14 protein-coding genes are annotated in these 12,530 nt (G+C 71.5%); 8 read left to right on the top strand and 6 right to left on the bottom strand.

Annotated elements, in window-relative coordinates:
* Window positions 1–13: 13 nt before the first annotated feature.
* Window positions 14–520 (top strand): Lrp/AsnC family transcriptional regulator, encoded by a 507-nt coding sequence (locus RLT58_RS18280; RefSeq protein ID WP_311314551.1) that lies wholly within the window; start codon window positions 14–16, stop codon window positions 518–520.
* 30 nt (window positions 521–550) lie between these two features.
* Here RLT58_RS18280 and RLT58_RS18275 read toward each other — a convergent pair whose 3' ends face one another.
* Window positions 551–1,144: a TetR/AcrR family transcriptional regulator gene (locus RLT58_RS18275; RefSeq protein ID WP_311311450.1), complete on the bottom strand. Its 594-nt coding sequence runs from the start codon at window positions 1,142–1,144 to the stop codon at window positions 551–553.
* 123 nt (window positions 1,145–1,267) lie between these two features.
* On the opposite strand from RLT58_RS18275, the gene paaN reads away from it, so the two are divergent.
* On the top strand, window positions 1,268–2,968 hold the full coding sequence (gene paaN / locus RLT58_RS18270) for a phenylacetic acid degradation protein PaaN (protein WP_311311449.1): 1,701 nt from the start codon (window positions 1,268–1,270) through the stop codon (window positions 2,966–2,968).
* A 190-nt stretch (window positions 2,969–3,158) separates the two neighbouring features.
* On the opposite strand, the gene RLT58_RS18265 is transcribed toward paaN, so the two are convergent.
* From RLT58_RS18265 to RLT58_RS18255, 3 genes are read right to left on the bottom strand one after another with little or no spacing between them, the layout of a single operon-like run.
* Window positions 3,159–3,863 carry a TrmH family RNA methyltransferase gene (locus RLT58_RS18265; RefSeq protein ID WP_399131646.1) on the bottom strand — a complete coding sequence of 235 codons (705 nt, stop codon included), beginning with the start codon at window positions 3,861–3,863 and terminating at the stop codon, window positions 3,159–3,161.
* Window positions 3,860–5,143, bottom strand: a complete 1,284-nt coding sequence (locus RLT58_RS18260) for an HTTM domain-containing protein (RefSeq protein ID WP_311311448.1) — start codon at window positions 5,141–5,143, stop codon at window positions 3,860–3,862. Before RLT58_RS18260 ends, RLT58_RS18265 begins: the two co-directional genes overlap by 4 nt.
* Window positions 5,140–5,961, bottom strand: a complete 822-nt coding sequence (locus RLT58_RS18255) for a DUF5819 family protein (protein WP_311311447.1) — start codon at window positions 5,959–5,961, stop codon at window positions 5,140–5,142. The genes RLT58_RS18260 and RLT58_RS18255 overlap by 4 nt, the downstream gene beginning before the upstream one ends.
* A 114-nt stretch (window positions 5,962–6,075) precedes the next feature.
* On the opposite strand from RLT58_RS18255, the gene paaA reads away from it, so the two are divergent.
* From paaA to RLT58_RS18225, 6 genes are all read left to right on the top strand, one after another.
* Entirely contained in the window at window positions 6,076–7,080 is a 1,005-nt protein-coding gene (gene paaA / locus RLT58_RS18250) for a 1,2-phenylacetyl-CoA epoxidase subunit PaaA (RefSeq protein ID WP_311311446.1), read from the top strand.
* Entirely contained in the window at window positions 7,077–7,367 is a 291-nt protein-coding gene (paaB, locus tag RLT58_RS18245) for a 1,2-phenylacetyl-CoA epoxidase subunit PaaB (protein WP_311311445.1), read from the top strand. Before paaA ends, paaB begins: the two co-directional genes overlap by 4 nt.
* Complete coding sequence (gene paaC / locus RLT58_RS18240) at window positions 7,364–8,065, top strand: 1,2-phenylacetyl-CoA epoxidase subunit PaaC (RefSeq protein WP_311311444.1); 702 nt, start codon at window positions 7,364–7,366, stop codon at window positions 8,063–8,065. The genes paaB and paaC overlap by 4 nt, the downstream gene beginning before the upstream one ends.
* Window positions 8,059–8,565 carry a 1,2-phenylacetyl-CoA epoxidase subunit PaaD gene (paaD, locus tag RLT58_RS18235; RefSeq protein ID WP_311311443.1) on the top strand — a complete coding sequence of 169 codons (507 nt, stop codon included), beginning with the start codon at window positions 8,059–8,061 and terminating at the stop codon, window positions 8,563–8,565. Before paaC ends, paaD begins: the two co-directional genes overlap by 7 nt.
* On the top strand, window positions 8,566–9,624 hold the full coding sequence (locus tag RLT58_RS18230) for a 2Fe-2S iron-sulfur cluster-binding protein (protein ID WP_311311442.1): 1,059 nt from the start codon (window positions 8,566–8,568) through the stop codon (window positions 9,622–9,624).
* 155 nt (window positions 9,625–9,779) lie between these two features.
* Complete coding sequence (locus RLT58_RS18225) at window positions 9,780–10,961, top strand: acyl-CoA dehydrogenase family protein (protein ID WP_311311441.1); 1,182 nt, start codon at window positions 9,780–9,782, stop codon at window positions 10,959–10,961.
* 124 nt (window positions 10,962–11,085) lie between these two features.
* Here the strand turns inward: RLT58_RS18225 and RLT58_RS18220 are convergent, their stop codons facing one another.
* Both RLT58_RS18220 and RLT58_RS18215 read right to left on the bottom strand, forming a co-directional pair.
* A complete protein-coding gene (locus tag RLT58_RS18220) occupies window positions 11,086–11,430 on the bottom strand; it encodes a rhodanese-like domain-containing protein (RefSeq protein ID WP_311311440.1) in 345 nt (114 codons plus the stop codon).
* 46 nt (window positions 11,431–11,476) lie between these two features.
* Complete coding sequence (locus RLT58_RS18215) at window positions 11,477–12,481, bottom strand: hypothetical protein (protein WP_311311439.1); 1,005 nt, start codon at window positions 12,479–12,481, stop codon at window positions 11,477–11,479.
* Window positions 12,482–12,530 lie beyond the last annotated feature (49 nt).

Below are 12,530 nucleotides of genomic sequence, written 5' to 3'. Positions count from 1 at the left end.
GGCAGCTGAACAAATGGCCGACGGGGCCGAGGAGCCCGGCCCGATCGCTCCCGCACGCCCGCTCGACTCCATCGACCGCGCCATCCTCCGACTGCTCCAGACGGACGGCCGCGCCTCGATACGGTCGGTGGCCGACCGGGTCCATGTGTCGCGGGCCAACGCCTACGCGCGAATCAACCGGCTCATCGACGACGGCGTGATCCGCGGCTTCAGCGCACGGGTGAACCACGAGCGGGCGGGCCAGGGTGCCTCCGCGTACATCACGCTCAAGATCGTCCAGAATTCCTGGCGCACGGTCCGCGAACAGCTCCAGGCGCTGCCGGGCGCCACGCACATCGCACTGGTCAGCGGCGACTTCGACGTCCTTCTGCTGGTGCACAGCGCCGACAACCGGGCCCTGCGCGAACTGGTCCTGACCAGAATCCAGGCCATCCCGGAGGTGCTGTCGACCCGCACCCTGCTGGTGTTCGAGGAGACGGACCTGGCGCCGGGCCCGGACCGCCCCACCGAGCTCACCTGAGCCGGCACCGCCTCCGGCACCGGCCGGGGCTCAGCGGCTGGACTTCATGCCCTCGAAGGCCAGCTGCACGACCGTGTCCGCGAGCCGCTCACCCTCCGCGCCGCCGTCCGGCAGCGGGCGGTACCACTCCACCAGGGAGTTGACCATCCCGAACAGCAGCCGGGTCGCCAGGCGTATGTCCACGTCGGAGCGGAGATCGCCGTCCGCGACCGCCGCCTTGAGCAGCTCGGCCACCCGCTGGTCGAACTCGCGGCGCCGCTCCAGCGCCCAGCGCTCGGTCTTCGTGTTGCCCCGCACGCGCAGCAGCAGCGTGACGTAGGGCAGTTCGGCTATCAGCACCTCGACCGTACGGCGCGTGACGTACTCGACCTGCTCGATCGCCCGGCCCCGCGTCGCGCCGGACTCGTCGAGGATGCCGAACAGCCCGTCCAGGGCCCGGGTGACCGCGCGCCGCAGCAGCTCTTCCTTGCCGGCGACATGGTGGTAGATGGACGACTTGGAGATGCCCGCCGCCTTCGACAGGTGCTCCATGGACGTGCCGTCGTAACCGCGCTCGTTGAAGACACGGACGGCGACGGTGAGCAGAGTCTCCGGGGTGTACGTGTCCCGCTTGGCCGTGGTCATGCCCGCGATCCTCCCCTACGAGTTGTCCACAGGTTTCGTGGGCCCCCTTGTCCCGACCGATCGTTCGGTTACTCTAACTCTGTCCGCCCGTCCCTGCCCAGCTCGATGAGGAGTTGGTCCGTCATGGCCGCCGAGCTCTCCCCGCACCTGCTGTCCGAGAGGCACCGCCCCACGCTGGACCGGACTCTCGAGGCGATCCGCACGCGGGACTACTGGTCCCCGCACCCCGAGCACCCGAAGGCGTACGGCGAAGGCGGCGCCCCCGGCAGCCTCGGCGCCGCCGAGGGCAAGGCCGCCTTCGACGCGGTGCTGTCGGCCCGCCTCGACCTGGACCAGCCGGGCACCGACGGGTGGACGGGCGCGGAGACCTCTCCGTACGGCCCCGAGCTGGCGGTCGAGTATCCGCACGCGGACCTGGACGTGCTGCTTCCGGCGATGCGTGCGGCCATGCCGGCCTGGCGCGACGCGGGCCCGGAGACCAGGGCCCTGGTCTGTCTGGAGATCCTGGCGCGGATCAGCGCCCGCACCCATGAGTTCGCCCACGCGGTGATGCACACCAGCGGCCAGGCCTTCATGATGGCGTTCCAGGCCGGCGGCCCGCACGCCCAGGACAGGGGCCTGGAGGCGGTGGCGTACGCATACGAGGAGCAGATCCGCGCTCCCCGCACCGCCGACTGGTCCAAGCCGCAGGGCAGGCGCGACCCGATCGCCCTGCACAAGACGTTCACCGCGGCGGGCCGGGGCATCTCCCTGCTGATCGGCTGCAACACCTTCCCCACGTGGAACGGCTACCCCGGCCTCTTCGCCTCCCTCGCCACCTGCAACCCGGTCCTGGTCAAGCCGCACCCCCGCGCGGTGCTCCCGCTGGCCCTCACCGTCCGGCTGGCCCGCGAGGTGCTCACCGAAGCGGGCTTCGACCCGAACCTCGTCGCCCTGGCCGCCGAACGGCCGGGCGAGGGCATCGCCAAGACCCTGGCGGTGCGCCCCGAGATCAGGATCATCGACTACACGGGATCCACGGAGTTCGGCGACTGGCTGGAGGCCAACGCCCGCCAGGCCCAGGTCTACACGGAAAAGGCCGGGGTCAACACGATCGTCATCGACTCGACGGACGACTATCGGGGCATGCTCGCCAACCTGGCCTTCTCGCTCTCCCTCTACAGCGGCCAGATGTGCACCACCCCGCAGAATCTGCTGATCCCCCGGGACGGCATCGAGACGGACGCCGGCCCCAAGTCGTACGACGACGTGGTCGCCGACATCGCCGCCGCGGTCACCGGCCTCCTGGGCGACGACGCCCGGGCGAACGGACTGCTCGGCGCCCTGGTCAACGCCGATGTGAAGGCCCGTCTGGAGGCGGCGGCCCAGCTGGGCGAAGTGGCCCTGCCCTCACGCGAGGTGACCAACCCCGACTTCCCCGAGGCGGTCGTCCGCACCCCGCTGATCATCAAGCTCGACGCGGCCAAACCGGACGACGACGCCCCCTACCTCTCGGAGTGCTTCGGCCCGGTCGCCTTCGCGGTCGCGGTCGACTCCACGGCGGATGCGCTGAAGCTGCTGCGCCGCACGATCCGCGACAAGGGGGCGATGACGGTAGGCGCGTACACCACGTCCCCGGATGTGGAGCGCGCGGTGGAGGACGTCTGCCTGGACGAGTCGGCCCAGCTCTCCCTGAACCTGACGGGCGGCGTCTACGTCAACCAGACGGCGGCGTTCTCCGACTTCCACGGCTCGGGAGGCAACCCGGCGGCCAACGCGGCCCTGTGCGACGGAGCCTTCGTCTCCAACCGCTTCCGCACGGTAGAGGTCCGCCGCCAACGCTGACCCGTTCCTCCAACTGCCGGACGGCTGCCTGCTTTCAGCCCGTCCGGCGCCTGTTCAGCCTGCCCGGCGCCTGTCCAGCCCGTCCGGCGTTCGAGGACCGGGGGCCCGGGGGCGGAGCCCCCGGTTTCGGGAAGGGGCGGGTAGGGGACAGCGCCGCAGGCCCCCACCCGCACCACCCCGACCGAGCGTCCTACGCCCCCGCCTCCGCCTCCGGAATCACCGCGTACCGCTGCACCCACGCATGCATCGCGATCGCCGCCGCCGCCCCCGCATTGATCGACCGCGTCGACCCGAACTGCGCGATCGAGCACACCATCGAGGCGTGCTTACGGGCCTCCTCCGTCAGCCCGGGCCCCTCCTGCCCGAACAACAGCACACACCGCCGAGGCAGCTCCGTCCGCTCCAGCGGCACCGTCCCCGGCAAGTTGTCGATCCCGATGATCGGCAGGTCCTCGGCCGCCGCCCAGGCGGTCAGATCCGCGGTGTCGGGGTGGTGCCGGACATGCTGGTAGCGGTCGGTGACCATCGCCCCGCGCCGGTTCCAGCGTCGCCGCCCCACGATGTGCACCTCCTTGGCGAGAAACGCGTTCGCGGTGCGCACCACGGAACCGATGTTGAAGTCGTGGCCCCAGTTCTCCACCGCCACATGGAAGTCGTGCCGCCGCAGATCCAGATCGGCGACGATCGCCTCCCGGGTCCAGTAGCGGTACGCGTCGCCGACGTTGCGACGGTCGCCGCCGGCCAGCAGCTCGGGGTCGTACCGCTCGCCCTCGGGCCAGGGCAGCGGATGGGGACCGACGCCGATCTCCGTCCCGAACCCCTCGTCGTACTGCGCGGCCTCGTCGCCACCGCTCACGCTGCCGCCACCACCGGTACTGCCGCTCTCACTGCTCACCCGACGAGCGTATGGCCCCCGTCGCCGCTGCGCGCCGCTGCCTCCCCCTCGCCGACGGCGCCCCGTGGCTCCGGGACCCCGCCGCGCCGCCGGAACACCAGATCGCGCCCGAGCGCGACCCGTCCGCCCAGCCACACGAGGAACGCGGTCGGCAGGAACACGGCGTCCGCCGCGATCATGGCCATCGAGAAGAAGGGCAGCCCCAGCAGCAGGGCGATCCCGGCGTGCTCGCAGATCATCGCGACGAGCAGCACGTTCTTGACGCGCCGGTTGAACAGGGTGAACGGGAAGGCGACCTGCACGATGACCGTCGCGTACGACAGCACCATGACCATCACCCCGCTGGAGGCGAGGATGTCCGAGAGGGCGGGCCAGGGCGTGAAGTAGTCGAGCTTGAGCGGGTAGTACAGCGCGGTGCCGTCCTGCCACCGCGACCCCTGGATCTTGTACCAGCCGGCCGTCGCGTAGATCAGACAGACCTCGGCCATGATCACGCCGAGCGTGACGTTGTGGGCGAGATTGGCGATGACGTCGAGCAGGGTGCGCATCTCGCTGCGCGGCGCGTAGCGGTTCACGGCCCACCACACGCCCTGTGCGGTCCACAGGACCCACAGGAGGGCCGGCAGCCACAGGGTTCCGCCGAGGCCGTCGGTCGCCGTGGCCCCGAGGAGTACGGCACCGAGCACCGCCCACAGCAGCGGCCCGGCAACGTCCGCCCGCCCGGAGGGCCGCTCGGCCTTCTCCGCCCCAGCGGCCCCGGCCGCCTCCACCACCTCGGCCGCCTCAGCCGCACGCTCTCGGCGCCGCGCCCGCCGGGCGTCCAGCGACCAGACCTGCCCGCACCGGGTCAGCATCAGATAGATCGCCATCAGATGGATGACGTTGTCGCCGCCGTCGCCCATGAAGATGCTGCGGTTCTGCAGCGAGAGCACCCCGGCCATGAACAGAACGGAGGTCGCTCGGGTGTGCCAGCCGGCCATGAGCAGGGCTGCGGAGAGCAGCGCCAGCGCGTACACGATCTCGAACCAGAGGCTGCTGTCCGACCACATGAGCGCGGTGAAGGCCCGGTTGCCCGCTATGAGCTGCTGCGCCATGTCCCAGCGCCACGGGGCGTCGGGCCCGTACATCTCGTGGCGGTGCGGCACCTCGCGCAGCAGGAACAGCAGATACGTGGCGGAGAAGCCGATCCGGATGACGGCGCTCTGGTACGGCCCCAGGGCCGAGGCCGTGACGCGCTGGATCCCGCGGGCGAGCCTGCGGTCGGGTCCTGGCGTGCTCACTGGTCCGCCTTTTCGGAGTCGGCCGTGCCCTCGGGGAGGTCGGCCCCGGTGACGGTCCACCAGGGCAGCACCCGGTAGGACGGCGCGGTGCTGATCTTCTCGTCGCTCCACGCGGGTGCCGCGACGGCCCGCACCTCGGACCTGACCTGGATTCTCAGGATGCTGTCGCCGTGGTCGTGCTCGCCGAGACGCAGCATGACGATGCGGCGGATGTACTGCTCGGAGAGGGTGCCGCGCAGGCCGTTGGCCCGGTTCTGGGCGTCGTGCGAGCCGACGTAGAAGTCCCAGGCGCGGCGCAGTTCGTTCTGCTGGACGTGGCTGGGCAGCAGATTGCCGCGTATCGCCTGTCCGTCCTGGCCCGAGAGGTTGGTCCAGGACGTCGTGCGGCGGCCGTCGGGCCCGGCTATCTCCGCCCGTGCCTGTACGGCGACGTTCTGCTGCAGCGGGTTCGGGGCGAAGAGCTTCCAGTTCTGCTCGAACTCGGGATAGACCCACTCGTCGACGGCCTCGCCGTGCTGCTTGGTCAGTGTGTTGGAGGGGGCCACGTGCAGAAACACCATGGCCAGCTGCACACAGCCGATCACTCCGATCACGGAGAGCGCCACGGCGGCGGCGATCTGGTACGGGAACGAGAGCCCGGCCATCCCGGCCCGCAGGGCCTCCGGGCGGTCCGTACCGCCCGGCCCGGCGGAGCCTTCACGGGGCTCCGGCCCGCTGCGGGGACCCGGTCCCGTACGCGGCCCGGGAACGGTACGCGGATCGGGGTCGGCCACACGCTCGCCCCCGCCGCCGACGCCCCTGTCGTCGTACGAATCCATCCCGCCCCGATCCCCGTCGATCCCGGTCAGTTATCCACAGGGTTGACACCCTACGGGCCGCAGACTCACCATTGAAGTCATTGAACCGAACGATCGGTCGGTAGGGAGTCCGGGATGGCGGCAGTGACTGCGGGCCAGACAGCGCAGGCGACAGCGGGCAGCACCGAAGGGGCGGACGTGGCCCTCGAGGCGGCCTTCGACGCCGCAGTGGCGGCCGACGAGCGCATCGAGCCGCGCGACTGGATGCCCGACGCCTACCGGGCGTCGCTGGTCAGGCAAATGGCCCAGCACGCCCACTCGGAAATCATCGGCATGCAGCCGGAGGCCAACTGGATCACCCGCGCCCCCTCGCTCCGCCGCAAGGCCATCCTCATGGCCAAGGTGCAGGACGAGGCGGGCCACGGGCTGTATCTCTACAGCGCGGCCGAGACCCTGGGCACCGGCCGCGAGGAGCTGCTCGACAAGCTCCACGCGGGCCGCCAGCGCTATTCGTCGATCTTCAACTACCCCACGCTGACCTGGGCGGACGTCGGCGCCATCGGCTGGCTGGTGGACGGCGCGGCGATCACCAACCAGGTGCCCCTGTGCCGCTGCTCCTACGGCCCCTACGCCCGCGCGATGGTCCGCATCTGCAAGGAGGAGTCCTTCCACCAGCGCCAGGGCTTCGAGCTGCTGCTGGCCCTCAGCCGGGGGACCGCCGCACAGCACGAGATGGCCCAGGACGCGGTGAACCGCTGGTGGTGGCCGTCCCTGATGATGTTCGGCCCGCCGGACGACGCCTCCTCGCATTCGGCCCAGTCGATGACGTGGAAGATCAAGCGCCACTCCAACGACGAGCTGCGCCAGCGCTTCGTGGACATCTGTGTCCCCCAGGCCGAGGCTCTGGGCCTCGCCCTCCCCGACCCGGACATCCGGTGGAACGAGGAGCGCGGTCAGCACGATTTCGGGGCGATCGACTGGGCGGAGTTCCAGGAGGTCCTGAAGGGCAACGGCCCGTGCAACGAGGAGCGCCTCGGCCGGCGCCGCCGCGCACACGAGGAAGGCGCCTGGGTCCGGGACGCAGCCGCCGCATACGCACAGAAGCACACGGTTGTACCGAACGGGGAGGCGACAGCATGAGCAGCTCGACCGACTGGCCGCTGTGGGAGGTGTTCGTCCGCTCGCGCCGCGGGCTCTCCCACACCCACGCCGGCAGCCTGCACGCCCCGGACGCCGAGATGGCCCTGCGCAACGCCCGCGACCTCTACACCCGCCGGTCCGAGGGGGTGTCCCTCTGGGTGGTCCCCTCCAGCCAGATCACGGCGTCCTCGCCCGACGAGAAGGACACGTTCTTCGAGCCGGCCGGCGACAAGCCCTACCGGCACCCGACGTTCTACGAGATCCCGGACGGGGTGAAGCACCTGTGACCGCGGCCCTCGCCCTCGGCGACGACGCGCTGGTGCTGTCGCACCGCCTGGGGGAGTGGGCGGGCCACGCCCCCGTGCTGGAGGAGGAAGTGGCCCTCGCCAACATCGCCCTGGACCTGCTGGGCCAGGCCCGTCTGCTGCTCTCCCTCGCGGGCGACGAGGACGAGCTCGCGTATCTGCGCGAGGAGCGGGCCTTCCGCAACGTCCAGCTGGTCGAGCAGCCGAACGGCGACTTCGCCCACACCATCGCCCGCCAGCTCTACTTCTCCGTCCACCAGCACGGGCTGTACGAGCAGCTCGCCGCCGGTGACGGCGAGTTCGCCGGTCTGGCCGCCAAGGCGGTCAAGGAGGTCGCCTACCACCGGGACCACGCCGAGCAGTGGACGCTGCGCCTCGGCGACGGCACGGCGGAGAGCCACGAGCGGATGCAGCGGGCGGTGGACGCCCTGTGGCGGTTCACCGGCGAGCTGTTCCAGCCCGTCGAGGGCGTGGACGTGGACTGGCAGGCGCTGCACAACCGCTGGCTGGAGTCCGTCACCACCGTCCTGGAGCGGGCCACCCTGACCGTGCCGACGGGCCCGCAGTCCGGCGCGTGGACGGCGGGGGCCGGCCGGCAGGGCATCCACACGGAGTCCTTCGGCCGGATGATCGCCGAGATGCAGCACCTGCACCGCAGCCACCCGGGGGCGTCATGGTGACCTGGACTCCGCTGGAGGAGGAGCTGCTCAGCCTCGCGGGATCGGTGCCCGATCCGGAGCTTCCCGTGCTGACGCTGGAGGACCTGGGCGTGGTCCGGGGTGTGGAGGTCGAGGCTCCGGGCCGCGTCACGGTCCGGCTCACCCCCACGTACACCGGCTGCCCGGCGATCGAGACCATGGCGACGGACATCGAGCGCGTGCTGCACGGCCGGGGGATGACCGAGGTCTCCGTGGTGACCGTGCTCTCCCCGGCCTGGTCCACGGACGACATCAGCGCGGAAGGCCGCCGCAAGCTGGCCGAGTTCGGCATAGCGCCCCCTCGGCCGCACGACGCCGCCTCCCCCTCCGGCGGCCCCGTGCCGCTGACGCTGTCCGTGCGCTGCCCGCACTGCGGCTCCACCGAGACGGAGCTGCTCAGCCGGTTCTCGTCCACCGCCTGCAAGGCGCTCCGACGCTGCGTCGCCTGCCGTGAACCCTTCGATCACTTCAAGGAGTTGTAGATGTTCCATCCGCTCCGGGTCAGCGGGATCGAGCGGCTCACGGACGATTCGGTGGCCGTCACCCTCGCCGTGCCGCCGGATCTGCACGAGACCTTCCGCCACCGACCGGGCCAGCATCTCAATGTCCGCTACACCGTGGACGGCCAGGAGATCCGCCGCTCGTACTCGATCTGCGCCCCGGCCACCGAGCAGCCGGCCGCCCCCGCGCTGCGGGTGGGCATCCGCCTGGTCGACGGCGGCGCCTTCTCCACTTACGCCCTCAAGGAGCTGGTGGTCGGCGACGCGATCGAGGCGATGCCCCCGATGGGCCGCTTCGTCCTGACGCCGCGCCCCGGGCAGTTCGCCGCGGTGGTCGGCGGCAGCGGCATCACACCGGTGCTGTCCATCGCCTCGACCCTGCTCGCCCGCGAGCCGGACGCCTCGTTCTGCCTGATCCGGAGCGACCGGACGGCCGCGTCGACGATGTTCCTGGACGAGGTGGCGGACCTGAAGGACCGCTACCCGGACCGGTTCCAGCTGGTCACCGCACTGTCCCGGGAGGAGCAGCAGGCCGGTCTCCCGTCGGGCCGGCTCGACCGTGAGCGGCTGACCGCGCTGCTGCCGGCGCTGCTCCCGGTGGCGGAGACCGACGGCTGGTTCCTGTGCGGCCCCCTCGGTCTGGTCCGGGGTGCCGAGCTCGCTCTGCACGGACTGGGCGTGGACCGCTCCCGGATCCACCAGGAGATCTTCCACGTCGAGGACGGACCGGACGCACCCGCCGGACCCCGTATCGAGACGCCCGCCGCCGGCACGCTCACGGCGACTCTGGACGGGCGCTCGGGCAAGTGGCCGGTGCAGGACGGCGAATCGCTGCTGGAGACGGTGCTGCGCAGCCGTGCGGACGCGCCGTACGCCTGCAAGGGCGGGGTGTGCGGGACGTGCCGGGCCTTCCTGGTCTCGGGCGAGGTGCGGATGGACCGCAACTTCGCCCTGGAGCCGGAGGAGACGGACGCGGGATATGTGCTGGCCTGCCAGTCCCACCCGGTGACCGGAGAGGTGGAACTCGACTTCGACCGCTGACGCCTACCGCCCCGCCGACTCCGAGCCGCTGACCCCGAACAGCCCCGCGCCGGACGCACCGGCATCCGCGCTGTTCCCTTCTCGTAGAACCTGTTCTATTTTGACGCTCCGTCAGGTCCGGGTACGGGCACAGCGGTTCGCGGGAGGCCAGGACAGTGGACTTCACCTTCACCGAGGAACAGCAGGCAGCCACCGAGGCGGCGCGAGCGGTCTTCTCCGGCGTCGCACCCGATGCGGTGCCGAGCCCCGCGCTGGTGCCGGGCTCGGTGGCCGAGGACATCGACCGGCCGCTGTGGGCCGCGCTCGCCACCGGTGACCTGCTGAGCCTGACGCTGAGGCCGGAGCACGGCGGGGCAGGGCTCGACCTGATCGCGCTCTGCCTGGTGCTGCGCGAGTCGGCGAAGGTGCTCGCGCGGGTACCGCTGCTGGAGACGTGCGCCGTCGCGATGACGCTCCAGCGTTACGGCGAGCAGGGGCTCGCCGCCGAGCTGCTGCCCCGCGTCGGCCGGGGCGAGCTGGTCCTCACCGTCGGCGCCAACGGCCGCACCGGCCACGACCCGGCCGAACTGGCCGTCACCGCACGCCTGGACGCCACTGGGAGCACGGGCGAGGGCCGGCCAGAGGACGGGCCCGGGAGCGGACCGGTGTGGGTGCTGGACGGGGTGCAGTCGGGCGTCCCCTGGGCTCAGGCCGCGGACTGGATCGCGGTGCCGGCCCACACGGTGGAGGGCCGGACCGTTCTGGCGCTCGTCCGCCGCGACCACGACGGCGTCTCCATCGCCGAGCAGGTCTCCACCAGCGGCGAACTCTTCGGCGAGGTAAGGCTCGACGCCGTACGGATCGAGCCGCGCGAGCTGATCGAGACCGACGGCGCCTGGCCTTGGCTGCACGGCCTGCTCGTCACCGGAACATGTGCGCTCGCCCTGGGCCTCGGCGAGAAAGTGCTCGCCATGACGAGCCAGTACACCGGCAGGCGCGAGCAGTTCGGCTTCCCGGTGGCGACCTTCCAGTCCGTCGCCGTACAGGCGGCGGACCGGTACATCGATCTGCGGGCCATGGAGGTGACCCTCTGGCAGGCGGCCTGGCGGATCACCACCGGAGGGGGCGGACCGCTGCCCCCGGCCGGCGATATCGCGGTGGCGAAGATCTGGGCGTCGGACGGAGTCCGCCGGGTCGTGCAGACGGCACAGCATCTGCACGGCGGCTTCGGCGCGGACACCGATTACCCTCTGCACCGCTTCCACGCCTGGGCCAAGCAGATCGAGCTGTCTCTCGGCCCCGCGGCGGCGCACGAAGAGGCCCTCGGCGACCTGCTCGCCGCCCACCCCCTCGCCTGAACACGACACGCCGCCGCCCTCGGCGGCACGCGTAGGCCCGTCGCCCTTACGGCCCGGAGCCCCGCCCGACGCGAGGCCCCAGGTCCCGGTCGCGTCAGGCGACGAAGGCTCAGGCGGCGAAGACTCAGACGACGAAGGCCGGGTTTCCGTTGTCCGCGACCATCGGACGCCCCGCGCCGTCCCAGGCGAGCATCCCGCCGTCGATGTTGACCGCGTCGATGCCCTGCTGCAGCAGGTACTGGGTGACCTGCGCGGACCGGCCGCCGACCCGGCACATCACATGCACGCGCCGGCCGTCCTCCACCGCTTCGGTCAGCTCACCGAAGCGGCCCACGAAGTCGCTCATCGGAATGTGCAGGGCGCCGTCGACATGACCGGCCGCCCATTCGTCGTTCTCCCGGACGTCCAGCACGAAGCCGTCCTCCGGTACCGCCGTGACATCGACCGTGGGAAGCGGGCCGAAATTCATGGGTCATGCCTTCTCTCGTCAATACGCTCCGGAGTCCCCGAAAACGCTACTGCACCAGAGCAGCGAGCTCCGCCTCGCGCTGCGAGACCTCGCCCAGAAGCTGCTCGGCGATCTCCTCGAGCAGATGGTCCGGGTCGTCCGGGGCCATCCGCAGCATGGCGCCGATCGCGCTCTCCTCCAGCTCCTGAGCCAGCTCGGTCAGCAGCTCCTTGCGCTGGGTGAGCCAGTTCAGCCGGGCGTAGAGCTCATCGGCCTCGCCGAGCCGGGCCTCCGGTGCGACCGGCCCGGCCGCCCACTCCTCGGCCAGCTCCTTGAGGAGCGCCTCGTCCCCGCGCCCGTACGCGGCGTTGACCCGGGTGATGAACTCGTCACGCCGCGTCCGCTCCTCCTCGTCCTGGGCCAGGTCCGGATGAGCCTTGCGGACCAGCTCGCGGTAGAGCTTGCGCGCCTCCTCGGTCGGCCGGACCCGCTTCGGCGGCCGGACCGGCTGCTCGGTGAGCATGGCCGCCGCCTCGGGCGACAGTCCGTCGGAGTCCATCCAGTCGTGGAACAGCTCGTCCACGCCCGGCATGGGCATCACGATCGCCCGCGCGTCCGCCGCCTTGCGCAGATCCTCGGGATCGCCGGTCCTGGCGGCCCGCGCCTCCGCGATCTGCGCGTCCAGCTCGTCGAGCCGTGCGTACATCGGGCCGAGCCGCTGGTGGTGCAGCCGCGAGAAGTTCTCGACCTCGACCCGGAACGTCTCGACCGCGATCTCGAACTCGATCAGCGCCTGCTCGGCCACCCGCACAGCCTGCGCGAGCCGGGCCTCGGGACGCTCCTGTCCCTCGGCCGCGCCTGCGCCGGTCCCGGCACCCTCGTCGGCGGAGGCGCCGGAAGCCGACGCGGCACCGTCCCCGGAGTCCCCTTCGGGGGAGTCCGCTTCCGAGGCTCCGGGCGCCGTCCGCGCGTGCGCGTCGGCCGGGGAGCCGGACTGCGCGTCCTGACAGTCGTCGTCCGGCCGGTCATCGTCGTTCCGGGTGGTCGGCACCCCGGCGGCTTCGTGGGTCACCCGTCCAGCGTATGGCCACGGCCCGCCCGCCGGGGACACACGGTCCGCG

Source organism: Streptomyces sp. ITFR-16 (assembly GCF_031844705.1).
GTDB lineage: Bacteria > Actinomycetota > Actinomycetes > Streptomycetales > Streptomycetaceae > Streptomyces.
This window is presented reverse-complemented; position numbering and strand designations above follow the sequence as displayed.

Excerpts from the sequence above, each read along its gene's own strand:
- paaN (WP_311311449.1), top strand. The coding sequence starts at position 1,268 with ATGGCCGCCGAGCTCTCCCCGCACCTGCTGTCCGAGAGGCACCGCCCC.
- RLT58_RS18230 (WP_311311442.1), top strand. The coding sequence starts at position 8,566 with ATGTTCCATCCGCTCCGGGTCAGCGGGATCGAGCGGCTCACGGACGAT.
- RLT58_RS18220 (WP_311311440.1), bottom strand. The coding sequence starts at position 11,430 with ATGAATTTCGGCCCGCTTCCCACGGTCGATGTCACGGCGGTACCGGAG.
- paaA (WP_311311446.1), top strand. The coding sequence starts at position 6,076 with ATGGCGGCAGTGACTGCGGGCCAGACAGCGCAGGCGACAGCGGGCAGC.
- RLT58_RS18280 (WP_311314551.1), top strand. The coding sequence starts at position 14 with ATGGCCGACGGGGCCGAGGAGCCCGGCCCGATCGCTCCCGCACGCCCG.
- paaB (WP_311311445.1), top strand. The coding sequence starts at position 7,077 with ATGAGCAGCTCGACCGACTGGCCGCTGTGGGAGGTGTTCGTCCGCTCG.
- RLT58_RS18255 (WP_311311447.1), bottom strand. The coding sequence starts at position 5,961 with ATGGATTCGTACGACGACAGGGGCGTCGGCGGCGGGGGCGAGCGTGTG.
- RLT58_RS18275 (WP_311311450.1), bottom strand. The coding sequence starts at position 1,144 with ATGACCACGGCCAAGCGGGACACGTACACCCCGGAGACTCTGCTCACC.
- paaD (WP_311311443.1), top strand. The coding sequence starts at position 8,059 with ATGGTGACCTGGACTCCGCTGGAGGAGGAGCTGCTCAGCCTCGCGGGA.